At 27.1% G+C, this 20250-nt stretch carries 34 protein-coding genes; 14 read left to right on the top strand and 20 right to left on the bottom strand.

Annotated elements, in window-relative coordinates; translation table 11 throughout:
- Positions 1-25: 25 nt before the first annotated feature.
- Positions 26-445, bottom strand: a complete 420-nt coding sequence (locus HA151_RS05430) for an acyl-CoA thioesterase (protein WP_209106468.1) — start codon at positions 443-445, stop codon at positions 26-28.
- A 439-nt stretch (positions 446-884) separates the two neighbouring features.
- On the opposite strand from HA151_RS05430, the gene HA151_RS05425 reads away from it, so the two are divergent.
- Positions 885-1121, top strand: coding sequence for a hypothetical protein (locus tag HA151_RS05425; RefSeq protein ID WP_209106467.1), 237 nt, complete (start codon positions 885-887; stop codon positions 1119-1121).
- A 45-nt stretch (positions 1122-1166) separates the two neighbouring features.
- On the top strand, positions 1167-1331 hold the full coding sequence (locus tag HA151_RS05420) for a translation initiation factor IF-2 N-terminal domain-containing protein (RefSeq protein WP_209106466.1): 165 nt from the start codon (positions 1167-1169) through the stop codon (positions 1329-1331).
- A gap of 20 nt (positions 1332-1351) precedes the next feature.
- Here HA151_RS05420 and HA151_RS05415 read toward each other — a convergent pair whose 3' ends face one another.
- A complete protein-coding gene (locus HA151_RS05415; RefSeq protein ID WP_209106465.1) occupies positions 1352-1609 on the bottom strand; it encodes a DUF2470 domain-containing protein in 258 nt (85 codons plus the stop codon).
- Positions 1610-1627: 18 nt separating this feature from the next.
- Complete coding sequence (gene dusB / locus HA151_RS05410) at positions 1628-2635, bottom strand: tRNA dihydrouridine synthase DusB (protein WP_209106464.1); 1008 nt, start codon at positions 2633-2635, stop codon at positions 1628-1630.
- Positions 2636-2807: 172 nt separating this feature from the next.
- Between dusB and HA151_RS05405 the strand changes: the two genes are divergently transcribed.
- Complete coding sequence (locus HA151_RS05405) at positions 2808-3200, top strand: hypothetical protein (protein WP_002806046.1); 393 nt, start codon at positions 2808-2810, stop codon at positions 3198-3200.
- 47 nt (positions 3201-3247) lie between these two features.
- Positions 3248-3544 carry a hypothetical protein gene (locus tag HA151_RS09305; RefSeq protein ID WP_245151599.1) on the top strand — a complete coding sequence of 99 codons (297 nt, stop codon included), beginning with the start codon at positions 3248-3250 and terminating at the stop codon, positions 3542-3544.
- 351 nt (positions 3545-3895) lie between these two features.
- On the opposite strand, the gene HA151_RS05395 is transcribed toward HA151_RS09305, so the two are convergent.
- Positions 3896-4375: a glutathione peroxidase gene (locus HA151_RS05395; protein WP_209106463.1), complete on the bottom strand. Its 480-nt coding sequence runs from the start codon at positions 4373-4375 to the stop codon at positions 3896-3898.
- A 145-nt stretch (positions 4376-4520) separates the two neighbouring features.
- Here HA151_RS05395 and HA151_RS05390 point away from each other — a divergent pair, with 145 nt between their 5' ends.
- The 3 genes from HA151_RS05390 to HA151_RS05380 all read left to right on the top strand — a co-directional run bounded on the left by HA151_RS05390 (position 4521) and on the right by HA151_RS05380 (position 6244).
- Positions 4521-4763 (top strand): lectin subunit alpha, encoded by a 243-nt coding sequence (locus HA151_RS05390; RefSeq protein WP_209106584.1) that lies wholly within the window; start codon positions 4521-4523, stop codon positions 4761-4763.
- An 11-nt stretch (positions 4764-4774) separates the two neighbouring features.
- Positions 4775-5950 carry a formate-dependent phosphoribosylglycinamide formyltransferase gene (purT, locus tag HA151_RS05385; RefSeq protein ID WP_209106462.1) on the top strand — a complete coding sequence of 392 codons (1176 nt, stop codon included), beginning with the start codon at positions 4775-4777 and terminating at the stop codon, positions 5948-5950.
- 93 nt (positions 5951-6043) lie between these two features.
- Positions 6044-6244, top strand: a complete 201-nt coding sequence (locus HA151_RS05380) for a hypothetical protein (protein WP_209106461.1) — start codon at positions 6044-6046, stop codon at positions 6242-6244.
- Positions 6245-6258: 14 nt separating this feature from the next.
- Here the strand turns inward: HA151_RS05380 and HA151_RS05375 are convergent, their stop codons facing one another.
- The 7 genes from HA151_RS05375 to HA151_RS05345 form a co-directional block, all read right to left on the bottom strand.
- Entirely contained in the window at positions 6259-6420 is a 162-nt protein-coding gene (locus HA151_RS05375; RefSeq protein WP_011863053.1) for a hypothetical protein, read from the bottom strand.
- Positions 6421-6821: 401 nt separating this feature from the next.
- The gene (pepN, locus tag HA151_RS05370; RefSeq protein ID WP_209106460.1) at positions 6822-9428 is read right to left on the bottom strand and encodes an aminopeptidase N; all 2607 of its coding nucleotides are present in this window, start codon (positions 9426-9428) and stop codon (positions 6822-6824) included.
- A 50-nt stretch (positions 9429-9478) separates the two neighbouring features.
- Complete coding sequence (locus HA151_RS05365) at positions 9479-9763, bottom strand: hypothetical protein (RefSeq protein WP_209106459.1); 285 nt, start codon at positions 9761-9763, stop codon at positions 9479-9481.
- A gap of 149 nt (positions 9764-9912) precedes the next feature.
- Entirely contained in the window at positions 9913-10629 is a 717-nt protein-coding gene (locus tag HA151_RS05360; RefSeq protein ID WP_209106458.1) for an MBL fold metallo-hydrolase, read from the bottom strand.
- A 67-nt stretch (positions 10630-10696) separates the two neighbouring features.
- Positions 10697-10999, bottom strand: a complete 303-nt coding sequence (locus tag HA151_RS05355; protein WP_209106457.1) for a hypothetical protein — start codon at positions 10997-10999, stop codon at positions 10697-10699.
- A gap of 45 nt (positions 11000-11044) precedes the next feature.
- Entirely contained in the window at positions 11045-11230 is a 186-nt protein-coding gene (locus HA151_RS05350; RefSeq protein WP_209106456.1) for a hypothetical protein, read from the bottom strand.
- 107 nt (positions 11231-11337) lie between these two features.
- Complete coding sequence (locus tag HA151_RS05345; protein ID WP_209106455.1) at positions 11338-11718, bottom strand: DCC1-like thiol-disulfide oxidoreductase family protein; 381 nt, start codon at positions 11716-11718, stop codon at positions 11338-11340.
- 201 nt (positions 11719-11919) lie between these two features.
- Between HA151_RS05345 and HA151_RS05340 the strand changes: the two genes are divergently transcribed.
- The 3 genes from HA151_RS05340 (at position 11920) to HA151_RS05330 (ending at position 12871) form a co-directional block, all read left to right on the top strand.
- Positions 11920-12057: a hypothetical protein gene (locus HA151_RS05340; RefSeq protein WP_002806597.1), complete on the top strand. Its 138-nt coding sequence runs from the start codon at positions 11920-11922 to the stop codon at positions 12055-12057.
- A 107-nt stretch (positions 12058-12164) separates the two neighbouring features.
- Positions 12165-12434 (top strand): hypothetical protein, encoded by a 270-nt coding sequence (locus HA151_RS05335; RefSeq protein WP_209106454.1) that lies wholly within the window; start codon positions 12165-12167, stop codon positions 12432-12434.
- 239 nt (positions 12435-12673) lie between these two features.
- Positions 12674-12871, top strand: coding sequence for a hypothetical protein (locus HA151_RS05330; RefSeq protein WP_209106453.1), 198 nt, complete (start codon positions 12674-12676; stop codon positions 12869-12871).
- Here the strand turns inward: HA151_RS05330 and HA151_RS05325 are convergent.
- From HA151_RS05325 to HA151_RS05310, 4 genes are all read right to left on the bottom strand, one after another.
- The gene (locus tag HA151_RS05325; RefSeq protein ID WP_209106452.1) at positions 12855-13172 is read right to left on the bottom strand and encodes a DUF3303 domain-containing protein; all 318 of its coding nucleotides are present in this window, start codon (positions 13170-13172) and stop codon (positions 12855-12857) included. The genes HA151_RS05330 and HA151_RS05325 overlap by 17 nt on opposite strands.
- Before the next feature lie 90 nt (positions 13173-13262).
- Entirely contained in the window at positions 13263-13427 is a 165-nt protein-coding gene (locus HA151_RS05320; RefSeq protein WP_209106591.1) for a hypothetical protein, read from the bottom strand.
- 104 nt (positions 13428-13531) lie between these two features.
- The gene (locus HA151_RS05315; RefSeq protein WP_209106451.1) at positions 13532-13855 is read right to left on the bottom strand and encodes a hypothetical protein; all 324 of its coding nucleotides are present in this window, start codon (positions 13853-13855) and stop codon (positions 13532-13534) included.
- Positions 13856-13865: 10 nt separating this feature from the next.
- Complete coding sequence (locus HA151_RS05310) at positions 13866-14336, bottom strand: GNAT family N-acetyltransferase (protein ID WP_209106450.1); 471 nt, start codon at positions 14334-14336, stop codon at positions 13866-13868.
- A gap of 20 nt (positions 14337-14356) precedes the next feature.
- Between HA151_RS05310 and HA151_RS05305 the strand changes: the two genes are divergently transcribed.
- Entirely contained in the window at positions 14357-15037 is a 681-nt protein-coding gene (locus tag HA151_RS05305) for a peptidase E (RefSeq protein WP_209106449.1), read from the top strand.
- Between the two features lie 22 nt (positions 15038-15059).
- Here the strand turns inward: HA151_RS05305 and HA151_RS05300 are convergent, their stop codons facing one another.
- Positions 15060-15464, bottom strand: coding sequence for a hypothetical protein (locus tag HA151_RS05300; protein ID WP_209106583.1), 405 nt, complete (start codon positions 15462-15464; stop codon positions 15060-15062).
- Between the two features lie 415 nt (positions 15465-15879).
- Here HA151_RS05300 and HA151_RS05295 point away from each other — a divergent pair, with 415 nt between their 5' ends.
- Both HA151_RS05295 and HA151_RS05290 read left to right on the top strand, forming a co-directional pair.
- Positions 15880-16683, top strand: coding sequence for a hypothetical protein (locus HA151_RS05295; RefSeq protein WP_209106448.1), 804 nt, complete (start codon positions 15880-15882; stop codon positions 16681-16683).
- A gap of 20 nt (positions 16684-16703) precedes the next feature.
- On the top strand, positions 16704-17870 hold the full coding sequence (locus tag HA151_RS05290) for an NAD(P)-binding protein (RefSeq protein ID WP_209106447.1): 1167 nt from the start codon (positions 16704-16706) through the stop codon (positions 17868-17870).
- Here the strand turns inward: HA151_RS05290 and HA151_RS05285 are convergent.
- A complete protein-coding gene (locus HA151_RS05285) occupies positions 17863-18456 on the bottom strand; it encodes a uridine kinase family protein (RefSeq protein WP_209106446.1) in 594 nt (197 codons plus the stop codon). The genes HA151_RS05290 and HA151_RS05285 overlap by 8 nt on opposite strands.
- 268 nt (positions 18457-18724) lie before the next feature.
- Here HA151_RS05285 and HA151_RS05280 point away from each other — a divergent pair, with 268 nt between their 5' ends.
- Positions 18725-19063: a helix-hairpin-helix domain-containing protein gene (locus HA151_RS05280; protein WP_209106445.1), complete on the top strand. Its 339-nt coding sequence runs from the start codon at positions 18725-18727 to the stop codon at positions 19061-19063.
- A gap of 74 nt (positions 19064-19137) precedes the next feature.
- On the opposite strand, the gene rpsU is transcribed toward HA151_RS05280, so the two are convergent.
- Genes rpsU through HA151_RS05265 form a run of 3 tightly spaced genes read right to left on the bottom strand, consistent with a single transcriptional unit; the run spans position 19138 to position 20250 of the window.
- On the bottom strand, positions 19138-19314 hold the full coding sequence (rpsU, locus tag HA151_RS05275) for a 30S ribosomal protein S21 (protein WP_002806486.1): 177 nt from the start codon (positions 19312-19314) through the stop codon (positions 19138-19140).
- A gap of 58 nt (positions 19315-19372) precedes the next feature.
- A complete protein-coding gene (locus HA151_RS05270) occupies positions 19373-19858 on the bottom strand; it encodes a nucleoside 2-deoxyribosyltransferase (RefSeq protein ID WP_209106444.1) in 486 nt (161 codons plus the stop codon).
- A complete protein-coding gene (locus tag HA151_RS05265) occupies positions 19855-20250 on the bottom strand; it encodes a phosphoribosyltransferase (RefSeq protein ID WP_209106443.1) in 396 nt (131 codons plus the stop codon). The genes HA151_RS05270 and HA151_RS05265 overlap by 4 nt, the downstream gene beginning before the upstream one ends.

The following is a 20250-nucleotide window of genomic DNA, read 5'->3' as shown; positions in this document are numbered from 1 at the left end:
GTCTCTCAATTAATGGATAATAATTTCAACCGTTTAATTTAACAAATGCTTCCGATAGGAAAACTGGTCTTTTTCTTATTATAGAAAAATTTAGTTTATTTATTAAGACTAAATTGACTTCAGCAATTGTTAAGATTTCTTTTTTCTTGTTAATAAATTTTGAAATTACATTAATCCGTGGACTTTTTTCAATATTGAATTCGCTTTCTATTGTTATTTTTTCACCAAGTAATAAAGGGGATTTATATTTTATTGAAGTATTGACTAAAGGTAAATCGAAGCCTTTTTCAGTTAGTTCAAAATAACTTATACCTACTTCTAAGAGTGCATTTATTCGGCTTTCTTCAAGCCAATTAAAATATGTACCGTGCCACATTACCCCTGCATGATCAGCATGTTGAGGTAAAACAATTTTTTCTATTTTCCAAACTGGTTTTGAATTCATCTTTTATTTAAAAATATTTTTATTCAATAAAAAAAAATTTATTTTGATATTTTAGATTAATTTTGTTTATTAACATAAGAATCATTAATACTATATTTATAATTTTATGTTTAATCGTAAAAATAGAAGTAGAAAAATGAAGAAGATTTTTCAATGGGAAGAATATTTAAATTGGAAAAATATGTCAAAAGAACAGAAATTAAATTTCAAGAGGGCATGCTTATTCCCATTTCTCGTATATATAGTTTATGTTTTTCTTAATCAGTATGCTTTGCCAATTCTTTTGTTAATAGGCCTTTATTTTTTAATTAGATTTAAAAATAGAAATAAGTTGGGAAGATGAATAATTTTTTAATTTATTTAGATTTGTTTTAAAAATATCAAGTTTTCCTAAATAACCTTATTGCTATATGACAATAGTATTAGATAAATTATTTTTATGAAAAGAATTATTTTGTTTTTATGTGTATTAGTTTTTTCAATATTTTCTAATACGAATAATTTATTAGCAAAAGAAATTGAAAATAACATTAAAGATAATACTTCTAATGAAATTAAGGAAATTAAACCTAATTATAAAAAAACTAAAATTTCTAATTCTTTGGCAGAAGATATATTTGGTGATGAACAAACTTTCCCTTTCGTTGCAGGTTTAGGGAAAAATGCAGCTCATTGATTTCAAGGTTCTTGATAATTTAGAAAAAGATTATTTTTTATACTAATGAAAGGTCTTAGGGTCCTAGAGCTTTCTGAAGCACTTAATGTTGATAGCTCAGATTTATTAGCTCTTTGTGCAATTCTAAAAATTAAAGCGACATCTAGATTAAGTATGCTTTCATTTGAAGAATGTAAAAAGATAACTGATTACTATGAAAATAAAAATTAGATTTTTTTATATAAATTATTTTATAACTTAATCTCTTTGATCATTGTTACTAAAGTAGAATGAATTTCTTCTTCAGATATTTCATTTTTAAAATTTATAATGGCTGAACGACCATCATAATTTATTTTTATATAACTGTTATTAATTTCTTCCATATAAGCATTATCAAATCTTGATATCTTTCCATAATGAATAAGATATTTGTGAACAGAATCAATGTGATCATTGTTCATATGATCACAAACTCGTTTACTTGTTTCTTGACTAATAATTTTCATTTATAGAGTAAATTTGTTTTAAGATAATGTATTTTTTTCATTATTCAAAGTTTTAATCATTTTATTTATTAAATTTTTAACTTCATTTTTATCAACAGCTCTAACCAAGTTATTTCTCAAATTTGATGCTCCTTTAAAGTCTTTGCATGTCCATGAGATATGTTTCCTGGCAATTAGCAAGCCATGATCCCCTTTTTCTTTTATTAATTCATCAAGATGCTCAATAATTAAATATAGTTTTTCTTCTATGTTTGGTTCTTTAAAATTTTTATTTTCCTTAATAGCATAATCTATTTCTCCTATTTTCCATGGGGATCCTAAAATTCCTCGTCCAATCATTACACCATCTGCATTTGTTTTTTTTAAACAATCAAGAGCGTCATCTGGATTTTTGATATCTCCATTAGCAATTACTGGAATTTCCAACAACTTTTTAAGTCTCCCGATCATTTCCCAATCTGATTTACCTGAAAAACCCTGTTTTCTAGTTCTTCCATGAAGTGTGATCATTGTTGCTCCCGCATCTTGAAGTTTAAATAAGAAATCCTCTATATTTTCTTCTTTACTATCCCATCCGAGTCGTGTTTTTACTGTTACTGGAACCCTAACAGCTTTTACAACATTTTTAACTAATTCTATAGCAAGTTTTCGGTCTTTAATTAAGGCACTGCCTCCACCTTTCTTTGCAATTTTTTTCACTGGACATCCCATATTTATATCAATTAAGAAAGCTCCAGAGTCCTCAGCTTGTTTCGCGGCTTCAGAAACAGCATATGGCCTATTATCAAATATTTGTACTCCAATTGGACCTTCTTCTAGATATATTTGATTGATTTTTTGTGTTCCAAATCCTTTTTTAAGACTTGTTGCATTTATCATTTCTGTAAAAAGTAAAGAGTTTGGAGCCCATTTACGGACAAGTCGCCTAAAAATGTTGTCAGTAACTCCTGCTAATGGCGATAGCATGACCTTACTCGTAATTATCCTGTTAACTCCCCTACCTTTTAGCTTTATATTTGAAGACATATAATTTTAAGTAAATTTAATCTTTTTTTATTATAAATTCAGATATGGAGCTGATTTTATGTTTTTTTTTAATTTCTTAATTTATAATAAGTGCTTTTACTTAAATAGGCCTAATTGATAACTTTTTTTGCTAACTTATATTGAGTTAAAATTTAAAAGGGAAAAATCTTTGTTGTTTATATTAGTATCTATTTTTCTTCCAATAATTATTTTTATTGCACCAATAAATGTAAAAGCTATCCAAGGTAATTTAGATTTATCCAGTGCTCAAACTTCTGTAGGCAAAAGATTTGCTAAAGTCTTTTGTGATGCTAAGAGGGAAGGATTAGATTCTGATTTTGCTAGTGAATATGCTTTGAATAATACATATTTAAAATTTGTAGCATTTCCCGACGATGATGAATATTTGGATAATTTATGGAATTTCACTCATAATAATATATTAGATAATTGTGGTGAATTTGTAGATATAAATGATCTAAAAGACCTAGAGATTTTTTTTAAAGAAGAAGGATTAATTGCATCCAATAGGGAACTCTATTTACCAACTTTTGAGAATAATTAGATTAAATTTTTAGCATGTACTAAAATATAAATAGAATATGAAAATTTATGAAACTATTAGGTTTAAATTCACCTGAAATATTCATAATATTAGTAATTTTGCTTTCAATTTTAGGTCCAAAAAGAATTGAAAAAGGTTTCTTATTATTTAAAAAACTATTAAAATTCCTTTTAAGTAAAGATGAAGATCAAAGACTAGCAAATTCAAAAGTAAAATCAGAGGAATCAGAAGAAAGTGAAGTTAAAGAAGAGATAGTAGAGCCAGAAGTAAAGGCAGAGGAATCAGAAGAAAGTGAAGTTAAAGAAGAGATAGTAGAGCCAAGCAGAGGAATCAGAAGAAAGTGAAGTTAAAGAAGAGATAGTAGAGCCAGAAGTAAAGGCAGAGGAATCAGAAGAAAGTGAAGTTAAAGAAGAGATAGTAGAGCCAGAAGTAAAGGCAGAGGAATCAGAAGAAAGTGAAGTTAAAGAAGAGATAGTAGAGCCAGAATTAAAATCAATTACCCCAAAAAAAAGAAATGTTAAAGATGAAATAATAGACTTAGAAGTTGATTCTGATAAAAAATAATATTAAAAATAAAATTAGGTTAGTCCAGACAGCTTTGAACTCTAAAAAAAGGATATTTTTTTAGAATGAATTGGTTATTTTTTTTTGATTAAAGGGTTTTTTAATATTTTAATTACCTTATAAGAAGATTGTTATGAATCTAAAGCCACTTCGATAGCGGCTATTAAGTTCTCGTCAAACGGTTTAACATCTGGTTTGAATCTTGCAATTACTTTACTGTCTTTTCCTATCAGAAACTTCTCGAAATTCCATTCAACATCTCCTTCAGGTTCAACTTTTTTGAGGGTTGTGTATGGTTCTGTTGTGTTGCCTTTGGCATGAACTTTTTCATAGATTTCAAATTTAACACCATATTTTGTTGTACAAAAATCTTTTATTTCTGAAATAGAGTCGGGTTCTTGTTTTCCGAAATCATTACAAGGGAATGCTAGTATTCTTAGGCCTTTGCTTGAGTATAAATCATGTAGCTTTTGAAGATCCTCATACTGTGCAGTATTTCCGCAATAACTAGCTACATTAACCACTAAAATTACTTCCCCTGAGTATTCACCAAGTTTTATAGATGACCCGTTTGCGGAAATAACAGTAGTATTTTGTACGTCAACTTGCATGTCAAAAAAAAATCACCTCTTGAAGATAGCATTGTATAGACTTTTTTGTGTTTAGATTATCTGATGTTTTTGGTTATTTCTTTTATAAGTTTTAATATTTCATTTCTTTAAAGCTATATAATTAATATCATTGGCCAGTTTAAATTTGGACCCTTTAGACCCACTTACTGAAATTATTAATTCCGGTCAAGGTTTTTCACCTGCAATTGCTTTAGAAAGAATTATTTGGATAATGATTGGAGTCTTTTTTTTTGGAGCAATTTCGAGATCAATAACTACTAGCATGCGAAGTCAAAATTGGTTTGGAAGAAACTTTTTATTTACTTATTTTAAAGATAAAAAAATTACAGATGATAGAACTTCAAAACCTTCTGGTGATGAGGAATAAATTTTATAAATATGGAAGATTCAATATTTTCGAAAAAAAGAATTTTATTGCTTGGTAGTGGCGAGCTTGGAAAAGAATTAGCAATAGAATCTAAAAGATTAGGGTTAGAAGTTGTTGCAATTGATCGATATGAACAAGCACCTGCAATGCAAGTCGCTGATTATTCAAGGGTAATTGATATGGGAGATAAAAACATTTTAAAAAATGTAATAAAAGAATTTAATCCTGACTATGTTGTCCCAGAAATAGAGGCACTTTCAATTGAGGCCCTTAAAGAACTAGAGGATGAAGGATTCAATATTGTTCCAAATGCCAGAACTGTAGAAATAACAATGAATAGAGATAAAATTAGAGACTTAGCATCTAGAGATTTAAAACTAAAAACTGCAAAATTTGATTATATTTTTGAATTTGATCATTTAGAAAAAAAAGCAGATGAAATTGGATTCCCACTTTTACTAAAGCCTTTAATGAGCTCATCAGGAAAGGGACAGAGTTTGGTTGAGACAAAAAATGATTTAAAAAATGCCTGGCAAAAGGCGCAAGCAAATTCCAGAGGAAAGGTTAAAGGTGTAATTATTGAAGAATTTATTAATTTTGATTTTGAGTTTACCCTCTTAACTGTAAGAAAAGAAAGTGGTGAAAATATTTTTTGTTTACCAATTGGACATCTGCAATCTAATGGAGACTATCAATGTAGTTGGCAACCTATAGAGATCAAGGAGTCCTTAATTATTGAAGCTAAGAGAATGACAAGTAGAATATTAAATAATCTTAATGGAGCTGGATTATACGGAGTAGAGTTTTTTATTAAAGGAAGTGAGGTTATATTTTCAGAATTATCTCCAAGACCACACGACACCGGTATGGTTACATTAGTTAGTCAAAATATTAATGAATTCGAATTACATTTAAGGGCTTTTTTAAATTTACCAATACCGTATATAGATCTAATAGAACCCTCTGCAACAAGAGTTATTCTCTCTAACCAAGAGTGTATAAATCCTATTTATGAGGGCCTTAATGAAGCATTAGAATTTGAAAAGACTAAAGTGCTGATATTTGGCAAACCAGTTTCCAGAAAAGGCAGAAGAATGGGTGTTGTTCTCTCATCAAATTCTGACATTAATTTGGCTAGAAAAAATGCAGATCAAGCTGCTCTTAAAATAAAAGTCAGTACTAAATAAATATTAAATAAAAATAACGAAAAAAATACTTATTTCCTTTGTTTTTGTTCTTTGTTTCTCTGGGTATTATTTGAGTATGTTCTCTCTTTCTCAATGATAGAAAATTATAAAGGTTGGGCTATAACTTTAAATTTGGATTCTAAAGATTATCTCTTTAGGGATTCTACTAAAGGTAATTTTTTTAATCAAAAGGAAAAATGGATTGGTGTTCATTTAAATGGTGAAAAAATCTATGGTTCTTCTCTAAAAGAAATTAGGCATATTATTGATTATCCTAGTTTGCATACAAAGTAGGTTAAAAAGATTTTTTAATTATCCTGATTATTTTCATTATCTTCAATCAGTTCATTAGCAAGTTTTCTTAAATCTCCTTTAATTGAGACCCATGTGAAAGCGATTATAAAAATTGAAGCAGATATTGCAACAGTGATTTTTTCGATAGGGGACATTCCAAGTGCAATAGCAAACATTTCAAACTAAATACTAATTTTTAATTATATTGAATTTTATTAGATAGTTTGAATCAAATTTGTTTTTGCAATGATATTTAATTATTCAAAATAAAATAAATTAAATTTAAATTAATTATTATATGAATTTTTTCTGATTTCAGATTTATTCAGTAAGATTAAATTATGGAAAAAAAAAAGTGCCCCCAATGTAAAAATTTAATTTTAAAAACTTCTCCAATATGTTTATATTGCGGTAGACCTAATAAATTTATAACTAAGGAATACGTCAATAAAAAGTGGAATAAAGATAATAATGAAAATGTATTTGATTATATTTTTATTAATAAGTATCTTGTATGTATTTTATTATTAACATTTACAATTTTAATTATTATATTTAGTTAAATATCATCAATAAATTATTCTATAATTGCATCTAATACTTCTTTAGTATTTGTTGATAGTTTATTTTTTTTAATCTGTTTTATTGTTTCTTGCATATTACTTTTGTAAGGATCTGAATAATAATTGTATCTACTAAATACTTTCACAAAACGTGAAATTATGATTGGATTTAATTTATCAAAGTCAATTATCTTTTTTGCAATATATTTATAACCAGAGCCATCGATGGCATGAAAAGTACTATTTCTTGTTACGAAAGTATTTAATATAGCTCTTAAAGTGTTTGGTGATTTTGAATCAAAAAACTTATTTTCAAACAATTTTTCAATGCTGTTTGTTTTTTCATTTATTTCTATAGATGCATTGAATGAGAACCAACTATCTAAAACGACACTATTATTTTTCCATTTGTTGAAGAATATATTTGAAATAATTTTTCTTTCAGGACAATTTATCCTACTGAAAGAATTCAAAGCAGCTTTAGCTAGCGTCATCGAATTACTGTGGACATAATTAATTATTTTGCTTTTAATTTCTTCATCACCACTATGTAAGAGTAGTTTCCAAATAGTTTCGATTAGTTTTCTTTCGTTTTTACCTTCTGGCCAAACTTTATCTAGATTTTTCTCTATTTCTTGGAGCTTAAAATATAATTCTTTTTTTAATTTGGTACCGAATAAATAATTTAATTCGTCAATGGTTTTATATATTTTTAAAGGGTCTAAATTTTCCATCTCTGATTCAATTTCAGCAAATGTTGGAATACTTAGTAATTCTGATAAAAGGGATAAATTAATATCTTCATTTTTTATAAATGATATTAAGGTGCTTATTAATTTATTTTCAATTTTATGATTTGGGTTTTCATCTAATCTGCATAAAATAATTTTTTTATAAAATACGTTTACAGTATTAGCTAGTGTAAAAAAATCTTTTTCATATTTTAAGATTAAAAATTTCTCATCCAATGAAGTGTCTGATTCCCACTCAACTGGTGAAGAGAATTCGCGAAAATAAGTTACTAAAGGGATTTGGAGATTAGATCTTATATTCCTAAAAATAAATTCTTGTTTTTTTGTTTTTAAAACAACTGTTTTTTCTATTGCGTTATTTTCATCGCAAAATATAGAAAGATTTATAGGAATTATTAGAGGTAAATCATTATATAGGTTCTTCTTTATTGGATTACTTTGAGAGGCTTGAATTGTAAGTTTTTTGTCTGTGCGATCCCAGATTCTCTTGAGTTTAACTTTAGGCGTGCCATTTTGCTTGTACCAGACTTTAAATTCTTCAGGATCGATTTCCTTATTGTTCTCTAAAATCTTATCGACAAATTGGTCTATTGTTGCCGCCTTCCCATCATATGTTGAGATGTAATTACTAAATCCTTTATAGAAATTTTCATCTTTTACGAGCTTATTAAGCATTCTAATTATTTCTGATCCTTTTTCGTATATCGTTGTCGTATAAAAATTATCTATCTCTTGATATTTTTCTGGCATTACAGGGTGCGATGTTGGACCAGAATCCTCTCTAAATTGATTTCTTCTAAGAAATTTTGCATCCTCAAGCCTCTTGATTTCATGATTATGAAGGTCTGCTGTGAATTGTTGATCTCTGAATACTGTTAAACCCTCTTTTAGAGATAATTGAAACCAATCCCTACAAGTTACTCTATTACCCGTCCAATTATGGAAGTATTCATGGGCGATAACACCCTCTATTCTCTCTAATTCCTCATCAGTTGTTGTTTCAGAATTAGCGAGTATTAGCTTTGAGTTAAAAATATTGAGACTTTTATTTTCCATTGCTCCCATATTAAAGTGTCTGATTGCAACTATATTGAACAATGACAAATCGTATTCAAGGTTATATTTATCCTCGTCCCATTTCATAGATTTCTGTAAGGAACTTATTGCATGTTGAACATATTTTTCATCGCCATACTCAACATAAATATTTATTTTTACTTTTTTATTTGATTTTGTTATGAAATTGTCTTTTACACAATTAAGTTTCCCTGCTACCAATGCAAATAGATATGAGGGTTTCGGATATGGGTCTTCCCAAATTATTTCATGTCGATTATTTGTAAGATTATTTTCTTTAACTACGTTACCATTTGAAAGTAAGACAGGATATTCATTCTTGTCTGCCTCAATTCTCACGGTGTATTTGCTTAGGATATCAGGTCTATCAGAGTGAAAACTTATCCTTCTAAATCCCTCTGCCTCGCATTGCGTAGTTATAATTCCATTGCTCTCATACATTCCTAAAAGGGATGTATTTTCCTTCGGTTTAATTATTCCTTCTATTTTTAATAAAAAATTATCTTTATTTATATTTTTAATTTTTAAGTTATTTTTTTGCTGTTTGTAGCATCCCTCCTCTAGTAGTGAGTCATCTATAAATATTTTTTTTATTAATATATCTGTACCATCAAGAATAATGTCTCTGGTGTTTTTATTTGTTTTTATTAATTTTAGTTTCGTCGTAACATTAACAGCATTTTTCTGAATTACGAAGTCCAAAAATATTTCTGGTATTTCATAATCAAAAACTTTGTAATCTTCAAGGTTCACATATCTTGAAATACTCTTTTGATTTTTTGGATTGTTCATCTTTACAAATAACTCCAGAACTTAAATAATCTAGAATGCTAATTTTAAAATTATAAGTTAGAACTTTTATCTTCTGATTGACAAAAATGTGCTTTAACTTCTCCAGAGGGAAGTAGTTCGTATAAATAAGGATTATTAATATCAGGCGATCCGTCCTTATTTAATTGGTACCTCCAGTCCCATTTATTATCTGTAAAGGAAATATAGTCTTTTCTAAGAGAGTAAGGAAGCATAAGCTTTTTTTTATTCCAATTAATATTTATAAATGCCCCAGGCTTTAACTCAGATATCTTTTTTATAATTGAAAAATCACCATTAATATTATTTCTAATCACAATATTAAGCTTAGAATTTTCGCATACATAGTTACTATTTAAAGCTAATAAAAGTATTGAGATAATAAAAAATGAATGAATTTTTTGAACTCCTTTTAAAATAGATTTAGTTTCAAGATTTTATTAAAGAAAAGATCTTTTTGAATCAATTAAATCATAATAGATTGCATACTCTTTAGATCTACAAGATTACAATTTAATTTCTCTTCGTAATTTTGAACTGAAATAAAATTATTTAGAAAACCTGAATATTTTGCATCTCCACCCACGGTACTTGAAAGTATAAATTTTGGGTTGAATTTGTTAATCAATTTAGGTATAACATCAGCCCCTTTTACAAAAGAACCTACTAGGGGTAAGTCTAAATTTTTTGTAGGAGTAATAACAGCATCAAGATTTTGTTTGTTTAAATTTTCATCAAGATAGCCATGGGGTTCTATATAAAACCCATTATCTTGATCGTCTTTAACAATATATCCGTTTTCTATTTGCGGAACTGGAGCCCCAGCAGTGGCTTCGAAACTTAAATTAAATTGATTAGTCTTTTCAGTTGGCTTAAGCATTTTAATTGAACTAAAACCAATTTTTTCTAATGTTTCAACTGCACTTTTAGGGCAAATTATAGGAATATCCTTTCTGAACATTTCTAATGTTGGAACATGACAGTGATCAGGTAAACCTTGTGTTAATAAAATAATATCTACTTTTTTATCTATTGAAATTTCTTTTTCTAATGATCCTTTAAAAAACCATTCACCTGGTGGGAATATTAAATCTCCCTTGAGCCAAGGATCGATAATTAAATTAGTTTTTTTAAATTTTATAAACCAACCATTTGATCCAAGGTAAGTCGCTTCAAAAGTCATTATCATTAGATTGTCTTATTTAGACTATAAAGTAATTTTGGCTTTATCGAGAAATTACTAATTTAGATTAGTGTGCTTCATTTAAAATTTGAAATGACTTTCTTTTTAGATTAAATATTAAAACTTGGTTATCTTTAAAACTAATTTTAAAGTTTTCTTTTTCTAGAATTTGTATAGGGATTAGAGCTAATCCTCCTGTTCCTGAAAATATGATTGGCATAGTATTATTTTTTGTTCCATTCATTTTTTGTAAGTCAATAGCTTGAGAAACTATTTTTCTGGCTTTGTCAAATCCGTAATCTTCTATTAATTCAGACCATAAAAAGTTTACTAATTCATATTTCGAAAACTCAATTTGTACTGTTTTCATTAAAAAGTATTTGATATATAGCTATTAATGGATAAAAATATAAACTTAATTACTATCTTTAAACCTATCCATGACTAGTTGTAACATATCTACTACATCTCCATCGGTTAAATTTAAATCCTTCTTTAAATCGTTGCATGTTAAATTCATTTCAAGTGCTGCTTCAGCCATATGATTAACTTTTTGGTTATCACCGCCCAATGAAATAAAGGGATTGAAGTTTTCTATCATTTACTATTTGTTGTTACCTCCTAGTTCTAGCTAAGAAATAATAAATTATCATTTATTGATACAGAAGCTTATAAATATGTTATTTATTATTTATAAAGTTTTTATTTTTAAACTAGAGATATTGAGATACCTTTTGATATCAATGCGAATCTTCTGGCTCTGACTAGTAAAGGAAATATCACATTTGTTCGTTTATTTGATTTAAACACTCTAGAAAGTAACAAAAGTAAACTACTCGAGGGATTGTTTATCTGTTTGCAAATAGTATTAATTGCATCTGCCCCATGAAAGATATCTTCATCTTTTAGGAGAATAGCTCCATTATCTAGGTCATAACCTTTATCTAAAAGAGATTTTATTAGAGTTAAATTTTTGCGACCATCAAGAATTTTTATTTTAGTTATGTTGCTTTTGATTTCTAGTAGCTCAGCAAAATGATTGCAGAATGGGCATTCTCCATCATAAATAAAAGTGTAGTCGGAGGTCATTAGAAAAAAACAGTTTTATTCGTCTTAAAGTAGGCCAATAAAAAGGGAATTCTTTTGATAATAAAACAAAAAATAAAAATTTTGTGGATTTCAATTAAAGAGATAGCTAAAAGATTCTCATAATTACGAAGAAATGTCTCAATATAGGTATATTTTTCATAAAAATCTGTATGCTTACTCGGAGATATTATGTTTTAAATCATGAATTTATTAGCTTCTTTTGCTTTAGGTGGTTTCAATCCTTGGGCAGCAGGCTTTGGAATTGGTTCTTTAGTCCTTTTTGGTCTTGTTGGTCTAGTTGCTGGTCCTAACCTAAAGAATTTTGACCCTGATGCATAAATCATCAAAATTAATTTAGATTTTATAAAGACTCATTTGAGTCTTTTTTTTATGCGGTTTTTAAAATTTATTTTTAGTATGTATTGAGATTATATTCTGCTAAAAAAATGTTGTTTAATCCTTTTTACCCATTTACTTTTTTGAAAATCTCTTCTCTAAAAGCTACTATTGTTATTTTATCAATACTTTTAATTAAATCAAATTTGATGAGATTAAAAGGTGGACTAATAGGAGGTCTTTTTGCCTTGATACTCATATCAGGAATTTTTGTCTCTAGTACCATAGCTTTTGGAACTTTATTTTATGCCTATCGTTTAAAAAATAATTCTAATCTTGATGATAACCAAATGCAGGATTTAGAAACTGTTAATGTTTAAGAGATTTAGTAAATTATATTCAGTTGGATAACCCCTAAAAAGGTGTTCCAGGGACAAAATGCAAGACTAAAAATCCAAACCCTGCAGCAAAAACTATTGATACTGCGATAATAAGAAGACCTGAAGCCATTCCACCTTCATTAAATGCCATATAGTAATTATTTTTAAATTAATAATAGAACATATTTGTTCCCAGGTAATAGTCCTAATTACTCATATATCATCCAAATTTATTATTAATGGTAAATAAAAGTAAAAATATGGATGTTAAAGAGATTACAAAACCAAATATTATTAATGGTTTAGATTTAACTTTTTCATCTTCTTTGGGACTATTTTTAGAAGATAATAAGTTGCTATTTCTTTTAGAGAGGAGATTAGGAAAAGGTTTAATCACGATAATTTTGAGATCTAAGCTAATTACCCTAAAGTTTTAAATAAATCTTTATGGTAATCAACAACATTTTGACAACTTATTACAGGCGTAAATTCCATATGAATGCCAAATTTCGCTCTCCATGGAGCAAAATGCGCAAATATTTCTTTATCACTATGTGCCTTACATAAACAAACTACTCTACCTTCCCCTGGAGCATGCACTCTAAATAACATCTCAAAGTTGTCTGTTTTATCTGATTTAGCAATTTCACCGTTTTCCCAGGCCTCCACAAATAATTGATAAGCTTTTACTTGATTCTCAATGTCTGGGAATTGGCAGTCAGCAAGAAATAATTGCATTGGAGTATTCTTAAAATTTTACCTATTATCGCTCAAATTGTTATTTATTAATAGTACTGTTTGAATTTGAAGATTAGAAAAAATATTTTTCTAAATAAAGTGAGAGGAGAGGGTCTCAAGAAATTTCCCAATATCCTTTTTATATAAACTATCTGTGATTTTTAAAGAGAATAATTCATGATCATTTATATCCTTTTTTTTGTTAAAACCAATATTTTCCTTTAATGAAATATTTTTCATGATTGTATTGATCACTATTTAAAATTTAAACAAATATATGTAAAAGGCAAATTTCTTTACATTATGTTTTTTATGAGAGAAATTTCTAATGCAATTAGGAAATGATCAATTTATTTTATTTAAGAATTAATTAATTTTTCTAGAATATACAGAAAAGCATTAGTTAAAGAAAAAATTACAGTTAATAGAGATGCAATAACGGGTAATAAATTAAACCATAACTGAGAAGTTGTCATTTTTGAATCAATAGGTAGAAAATTAGTTCTTTTTTTAATTCTTATTTGCAACCAAAAAACAGATAATGGATAAATAATTCTTGAAAAAGTAATTATCGCAGAAGGTAAAATACCTTTTTTAAAATAAAGTATAAATCCTGAAAAAAAGTATAGCGTCCAAATTAGAACTCTTTGAATTAGGATAAATCTTTTACTTTTGTTAGACACTATTAATTAATTAATTAACTTTTATAATTTTTATCATTTTATATCTTTCAAAAAAAATGTTATTTATAATTACTTTTTCTTTACGTATAATTTTCCATTCATTTTTAAGAAATAATTCATAACTTATTAAGCTTGCTTCAGTTGAAAGGGAATCTATACCTTCTTTTTTAGCATCATCTTCTAATCTATGAAGTAACTTAGAGCCGCAACCTTTTCTTTGGAATTTACCTTTACAGTAAAATAATGCAATTCTATCCTTGGGATATCTTGTGGCAAAAGCTATAATTATTCCTTGTTTACTTAGAAGCCATCCTTTCCCTTTAGTTATTGACTTATCAAAATTTGGATTATTCCAAGCTTGGCTTGACCAGGCCCTTTTTTGCTCTTTACTATAAATTTTTTCATCTAAGGATTGAATTGAATCAAAATAAACCTTCTTTAATTCCAGTTGATCTTTAATGGTAATTTGTCTTAAATTCATAAGTAAATATTCTATTTAATATGCATAGTAAAAATATAGTCGCAATTGGTGGAGGAGGGTTTGGACGTTCATTAGGCTCTCTTGAAATTGAAAAATATATAATTTCATTAATTAATAAAAAAAGACCAAAAATTTGCTTTATTCCGACAGCATCTGGTGATAGTAGTTTGTACAAACTAAATTTTTATAGAGCATTTTCCAAACTTGATTGTATAACAAGTCATATTGATTTTTTCTCTAGAACAGAAAACTTAGAAGATAAAGTTTTAACGCAAGACATCATTTATGTTGGAGGAGGCAATACAAAAAGTATGTTAGCTGTCTGGAAAGAATGGAATTTACATGAAATTTTGCGAAATGCTTATGAAAAAGGAATTGTAATGAGTGGTGTAAGTGCTGGTGCTATTTGTTGGTTTGATAAAGGTATAACTGATTCTTATGCTGAAGAATTATCTATAATAGATTGCTTAGGAATAGTTGAAGGCATTGCCTGCCCACATTTTGATGAAGAAAAAGAGAGGGAACCTTATGTTAATGATGTTATAAATAGAGAAATTATTAAATCTTGTATTTGTATTGAGGGCAATTGTGCCTTGCACCTAAAAAATAATATTGAATATTCCTCAATAGATTTTGGTAATGGTAAAAATTGTTTTAGAGTCTATAAGGAAAATAATACTTTAAATAAAGAAATCCTATAAAAAAATTACCATTTTATATATTTTAGATTTCTTCATTTTTTGAGATTGAAGTAAACTCAATACCTTTGTATTTTACAAATGATGCAGTCCATACTTCCTTGGAGAGATTGCCAAGGTATTTTAAAAATTGTTGTGTATCTCCGTCTCTTATCCATTCAGATTTAATGAATGGAAGCTCTTTCTGCATTCTCTTAGGATGCATATGAACCAGAAGCAAACCTTTTTCTTCAGAAGACCTTTTTAAAGCACCTTCATCACTTCTTTGAAAAACCCTCATTAGTAGATTTAAAATAACTTCTTCTCCAAGTTTCTTTAAATTTTCTGATTCCTCTATATTATCTTTAATTTCTTTACCTCCAAGAGGCATTGCTCTAACAAGGTTTTGCTCTATTAAAGCTATTGCAATTAGATAATTCTGGCTTGCCATATTCTTAAATAATTCTTTTTGATATTCTAACCTCTCGAGTTCATGAAAATCTTTTTTGGATATATCAATTGCCAAAAAAGGAAATAATTAATTATTTGCCTATATACATGAAACTTATTTTTATTTTTATTAATAAGTAAAATAATTATTTTTGATACGAGATTATTTTTCTATTTTTTAGTATTTTTGCAGGTCTTTGTTTATCTTTGCCCGTTTATTAATAGCAGAAAATTAGATATGTTTTACTGTTATTATTTCAAAATCTGCAGAAGATAAAATTTCCTTAAAAGCTGAATTGTCGATTTTCCTAGTTATTTGCTAAGGGTTAAGAATAATAAAACGGCTCTAAAATAAGAACCGTATCAGATGCGTGTTTTCGTTAATATGATTAATGATGAAATTCAAAAACTAAATAATGAACAATAATATACGGTTTGAATTGTCATTTAAAGATATTTCTCAATTAGAAAATAAACTTAATTTCTGCAAATTTAATAATATTAAAAATATAAATATTCCATGTAAAGGACTTATAAAGAAGGAATTATTTAATTCAACCATTAATTGCATATCTAAAAAATACCATGAATTCAATGTGACTTATCATTATAGTCTTTATCATCAATATTCAAAGAATAAAAAAAAATCATATGAAGATTTTTTAGATTTTATTAAAAATTCTCACAACAATAGAAATTATGAAATTCTGCTTTTATCAGGATCAAAAAAGAAAAAAAACTTTGATTCAATTGATGTATTAGGTTATTTAAAAAAAGAAAAAAATTTAAATGTTAAATTAGGTATAGCTTACAATCCATATCTAAAAAAATATTATGAGATCTCTTCAGAAAGGGAAAGGTTTGAAAGGAAAATTTCGACAGGATTAATAAATTCAATTTGGTTTCAATATGGCACAGATATTAAAGTTATTCAGAATGAGATGACTTATCTTAAGAAAGTTGCAAAAGATGAAAAATTAAATCTATTTGGAAGTTTATTTATTCCTTCTAAACAATTTATAGCGCGGTTTAAATTTCGTCCTTGGAAAGAGGTATATATTTCAGAAAAGTGTTTATATTCATTAGAAAATTTTTTTGAGTTTACCAGCGATTTAGTTAGTTTTTATAAAAAAAATAATATCACTCCTGTAATTGAATCTGATTTTTCATCATCAAAGAAACTTGATGTTGTTCATGATTTTTTAGAAAATGAAAGATAATTTCTGTCAATATTATAATTATGAAAAGTAATTTTACATATGACTTATTAATAATAGGTGGAGGAATATCTGCATGTGTTTTTGCTTCGAAATATCTTAAAAGTAATAATACAAAAAAAGTTGCATTAATTGAGATTGGTCGTGGACTAGGAGGGAGATCAAGTACAAGAATAAGTAATAGATTTAAAGGATGGAAACTAAACCATGGTGCCCCAAATTTTAATATATCTAACAGTAAAAATAATCTTCTATTAAAAAGTTATATTGATGAATTATTGGCAAATAAATTTATTAAAATTGACGACTCAGATTTATTTTTTCTAAATGATGATTCTAATTCAGAAAGCCAAAAAAAATCCGAATTTTCATGTGGGGTTAATTATCTTTCTTTAGATTCCATGAGTCAATTATCTCAAAAGATAATTGAATCTAATGATTTAAAGAAGAAAATAAATTTTTACTTTGAAACTTTAATAGTTGATTTAAAGTTTAACGATAAGGAATGGGTACTTACATCAAAAAATGGCGACAAATTTAAATCTAAATATCTTGTCCTATCAACTAATTTGTTGTTACATAAAAGGTCATTGGATATATTAAATGTTAATCAAATTCCATTAAGAAAAGCTATCCCTTTAAATTGCGATAAAAAAATAGACTTACTATTAAATTTTTTAGAAGAACAATCATTTATTCCTAGGTTAACTTTTTTAATTTATACAAATGAAAATTATAGTTATAAAGATTTTTATTCTAAAAAACAAAGGTATTTTTATTTAAAAAATAATTTAGAAAATAAATATAAATTTGAAAGAATTATTTTTCAAATGCAGGATAATAATAAATTAGGAATTGTAGTACATACAAAAAATTTAGAGTTAATTAATTCCTATATAAATGCAAAAGATGAAGAAGTTTTTAAACATAAAATAATTACTAATTTCAATAAACTGTTTGAAGGGAATTCTGTAGTAAATAAATTAACTTTTGATGAAAAAATCTCTATTATGAAATGGAGAGCTTCACAGCCTTCTGGCATTGCCGTCCCATTATCTTTTCAATTGATTAGAAAATATAGAATTGGATTTTGCGGAGACTGGTTTGAAGGAGAAGGATTTGGCAGGATTGAAGGCTCAATTTTAAGCGCTTTAATCTTAGAGAAAAAATTTAGTGATTTTATTAAATAATATTTTTCAGAATTTTATCTATATTAGTGTCTTTTTCAATAATGAATTTATTTGTACTATTTTTTATGCTATTAGGTTTGAATTTATCGTAATAAATGTCCCATGATCTTAAAAAATCATTTTCAGCTTGTTTTTTATCCTTCCCCCTTTCTTTTATATCTCTTTTGACAACTCTTTTCATGCACTCATTTTTTTTAGTTTTTATTTCTAATAAATAATAATCTTTTTTATTTAAAGTGTTTGAGAATTCTTTGGAAAAAATACCTTCAACAATTAAAAAACTAATATTATTTGTTTCTTTTGAGATATTTTTAATTGTCTTCTTTTCGAAATTATAATAACGATCACTTACTGAAATTCCATTCTTATAGATAAAATCAAAGTCTTTTTTGAATAGTTTGTTATTAAAACTAATACTTCTATCAAAAAAACCTTCTACAAATTTTGATAGTAATTTACTTATTAAACCTGTCTTATAGTAATTGTCGGTTCTTAAAATAATACCATTTTTATTTTTTTTAATTATTTGATTTGATAAAGTTGTTTTACCGCTTCCAGAAGGGCCACTTATAAATAAAAGTTTCATTTTTATGATCTGATCTTTATTAAAACTTTTAATTTACTATTAATATATGCTTTTAATTTTTGAAAGAACATTATTTTTTAAAGTTATTAGACTAATATTAAACATACTGCTATAGCTCGTAAGCTTGCATAAGTATTAAATGTATGTCTTTATATAATTGTAAATAAATTATTTCTATTCAATTATCTATTGTTTTGTTATTAATTCCACTTGGAATTTGATAAAGTATTAGAATGAAGGGCTAATTTTATTACTCATATACGTTGCAATGATTTCAAAATTTCTAAGCAAACTAAAATCAATTCTATTTAAAAGTGCAGTAACGCCTGAAGCACCTTTAAAGAAAGAAAAAAAAGCATCTAAGTCTGCAAAAACCTCAAAAGCCAAAACCAAAACCAAAACCAAAACCAAAACCAAAACGGTTAACTCTAAGAAAAATATTGAAACTTTAACAACACTTCCAGGTGTTGGAGCAAAAAGCGCTAAAGCTTTATATGAGGCTGGATTTAAAACTACAAAAGCAGTTATAGCTGCTGATGAAAAAGATTTGCTTGCTGTATCAGGAGTTGGAGTAAATCTAGTTAAGAAGCTAAAAAAGCTTAAATAGTTAAATTTTCTATTTTAAACCTTTAAAAATTTTATAATATTAAAGATTTCAAAAAAGTTATGAGCTTTAGCAGATTATCTTCGTCTTGCTTTTCTTCTCTGCTGCAACTTTCTTTTGTATTTTTCAATAGGTGTTTCGTGATGTCTAAGTCTTTTTAAATCTGCGAAGATTCCCGATTTAGATACTTGTCTCTTAAATCTTCTAAGGGCAGACTCAATTCCCTCATTCTCTCCGACTGTAACTTGTGTCAAAATTTTCTAAATAAATATTATTCTAGCACCTTAATAGATATATTTAAAATTAAAACTTCTACTTAATGGTTGATGTTTTATTTGGTTGATTTATTGCCCACTCCACAAATCTTTTTTTATTACTTTTTATATCTTCTAATGATTCAAAATAATATTTTTCCCAATTATCTTTAGGCAGTCCAAGAAATAACATGAGATTTAATGGATATTGATCGCTATCAGAACAACTTCTAAAATCATCTCTAAATAAAAAGATATCCTTCTTGAGAGCAATTGCGATACCTAGTTCAATCATGACACCTTCATCTGGAGGTGTTCCATTAACGATCGCAAAAACGCAATCACATTTTTTTAAATCATTTAAATTACTTTTTGCTAATTCATAAGCCCAGGCGCCTTCTTTTTTTAATATATGTTTTGTTCTTTCAAATGGTTCAAAAACTTCAATATTTAAATCATTGAAAATTTTAATAAATTCAGATAAGAGTTTCTTCGTTTGTTTTGAAAATCCATATGGATTTGCGAGATATAATTTCTTTTTCAACTTAAACCTCTTTTATTGATATATTCATTACGATCACTATGAACATTTAAAGTGTTTTCCCAGGGGAAAACTATCCATTCATTTTTTTCAGAAATATGTACAGTATTCCACCACGTAGGCTTGATCTTGCTGAACAATACAAAAAAAGTTGCACCCTCTATATTTTTTAAGCTGCTTAATGTGATTCCAGTTTCATAAATATCATCCACTATTAATGAATTTTTTTTTGGTTCTGAAATTAAGTTTAGTTTTAATTTATGGCTTAGTGCCACGGCAAGGCATAAACCACCACGAGGAATCCCATATATTCCAGAAAACTCTAAAAACTTGCATTCTTTAGATATGTGATCTACGCTTTTATCAAATTCGCTCCAGGTAAAAAAACTTATCAT

The sequence above is a fragment of the Prochlorococcus marinus XMU1419 genome (genome assembly GCF_017695955.1).
GTDB lineage: Bacteria > Cyanobacteriota > Cyanobacteriia > PCC-6307 > Cyanobiaceae > Prochlorococcus_A > Prochlorococcus_A marinus_AD.
This window is presented reverse-complemented; position numbering and strand designations above follow the sequence as displayed.

Coding starts and splice junctions, on each gene's coding strand:
- HA151_RS05430 (WP_209106468.1), bottom strand. CDS start 445: ATGAATTCAAAACCAGTTTGGAAAATAGAAAAAATTGTTTTACCTCAA.
- HA151_RS05425 (WP_209106467.1), top strand. CDS start 885: ATGAAAAGAATTATTTTGTTTTTATGTGTATTAGTTTTTTCAATATTT.
- HA151_RS05420 (WP_209106466.1), top strand. CDS start 1,167: ATGAAAGGTCTTAGGGTCCTAGAGCTTTCTGAAGCACTTAATGTTGAT.
- HA151_RS05415 (WP_209106465.1), bottom strand. CDS start 1,609: ATGAAAATTATTAGTCAAGAAACAAGTAAACGAGTTTGTGATCATATG.
- dusB (WP_209106464.1), bottom strand. CDS start 2,635: ATGTCTTCAAATATAAAGCTAAAAGGTAGGGGAGTTAACAGGATAATT.
- HA151_RS09305 (WP_245151599.1), top strand. CDS start 3,248: ATGAAACTATTAGGTTTAAATTCACCTGAAATATTCATAATATTAGTA.
- HA151_RS05395 (WP_209106463.1), bottom strand. CDS start 4,375: ATGCAAGTTGACGTACAAAATACTACTGTTATTTCCGCAAACGGGTCA.
- purT (WP_209106462.1), top strand. CDS start 4,775: ATGGAAGATTCAATATTTTCGAAAAAAAGAATTTTATTGCTTGGTAGT.
- HA151_RS05380 (WP_209106461.1), top strand. CDS start 6,044: ATGATAGAAAATTATAAAGGTTGGGCTATAACTTTAAATTTGGATTCT.
- HA151_RS05375 (WP_011863053.1), bottom strand. CDS start 6,420: ATGTTTGCTATTGCACTTGGAATGTCCCCTATCGAAAAAATCACTGTT.
- pepN (WP_209106460.1), bottom strand. CDS start 9,428: ATGAACAATCCAAAAAATCAAAAGAGTATTTCAAGATATGTGAACCTT.
- HA151_RS05360 (WP_209106458.1), bottom strand. CDS start 10,629: ATGACTTTTGAAGCGACTTACCTTGGATCAAATGGTTGGTTTATAAAA.
- HA151_RS05355 (WP_209106457.1), bottom strand. CDS start 10,999: ATGAAAACAGTACAAATTGAGTTTTCGAAATATGAATTAGTAAACTTT.
- HA151_RS05350 (WP_209106456.1), bottom strand. CDS start 11,230: ATGATAGAAAACTTCAATCCCTTTATTTCATTGGGCGGTGATAACCAA.
- HA151_RS05345 (WP_209106455.1), bottom strand. CDS start 11,718: ATGACCTCCGACTACACTTTTATTTATGATGGAGAATGCCCATTCTGC.
- HA151_RS05340 (WP_002806597.1), top strand. CDS start 11,920: ATGAATTTATTAGCTTCTTTTGCTTTAGGTGGTTTCAATCCTTGGGCA.
- HA151_RS05335 (WP_209106454.1), top strand. CDS start 12,165: ATGTTGTTTAATCCTTTTTACCCATTTACTTTTTTGAAAATCTCTTCT.
- HA151_RS05330 (WP_209106453.1), top strand. CDS start 12,674: ATGGTAAATAAAAGTAAAAATATGGATGTTAAAGAGATTACAAAACCA.
- HA151_RS05325 (WP_209106452.1), bottom strand. CDS start 13,172: ATGCAATTATTTCTTGCTGACTGCCAATTCCCAGACATTGAGAATCAA.
- HA151_RS05310 (WP_209106450.1), bottom strand. CDS start 14,336: ATGAATTTAAGACAAATTACCATTAAAGATCAACTGGAATTAAAGAAG.
- HA151_RS05305 (WP_209106449.1), top strand. CDS start 14,357: ATGCATAGTAAAAATATAGTCGCAATTGGTGGAGGAGGGTTTGGACGT.
- HA151_RS05300 (WP_209106583.1), bottom strand. CDS start 15,464: ATGGCAAGCCAGAATTATCTAATTGCAATAGCTTTAATAGAGCAAAAC.
- HA151_RS05295 (WP_209106448.1), top strand. CDS start 15,880: ATGAACAATAATATACGGTTTGAATTGTCATTTAAAGATATTTCTCAA.
- HA151_RS05290 (WP_209106447.1), top strand. CDS start 16,704: ATGAAAAGTAATTTTACATATGACTTATTAATAATAGGTGGAGGAATA.
- HA151_RS05285 (WP_209106446.1), bottom strand. CDS start 18,456: ATGAAACTTTTATTTATAAGTGGCCCTTCTGGAAGCGGTAAAACAACT.
- HA151_RS05280 (WP_209106445.1), top strand. CDS start 18,725: ATGATTTCAAAATTTCTAAGCAAACTAAAATCAATTCTATTTAAAAGT.
- HA151_RS05265 (WP_209106443.1), bottom strand. CDS start 20,250: ATGATAAGTTTTTTTACCTGGAGCGAATTTGATAAAAGCGTAGATCAC.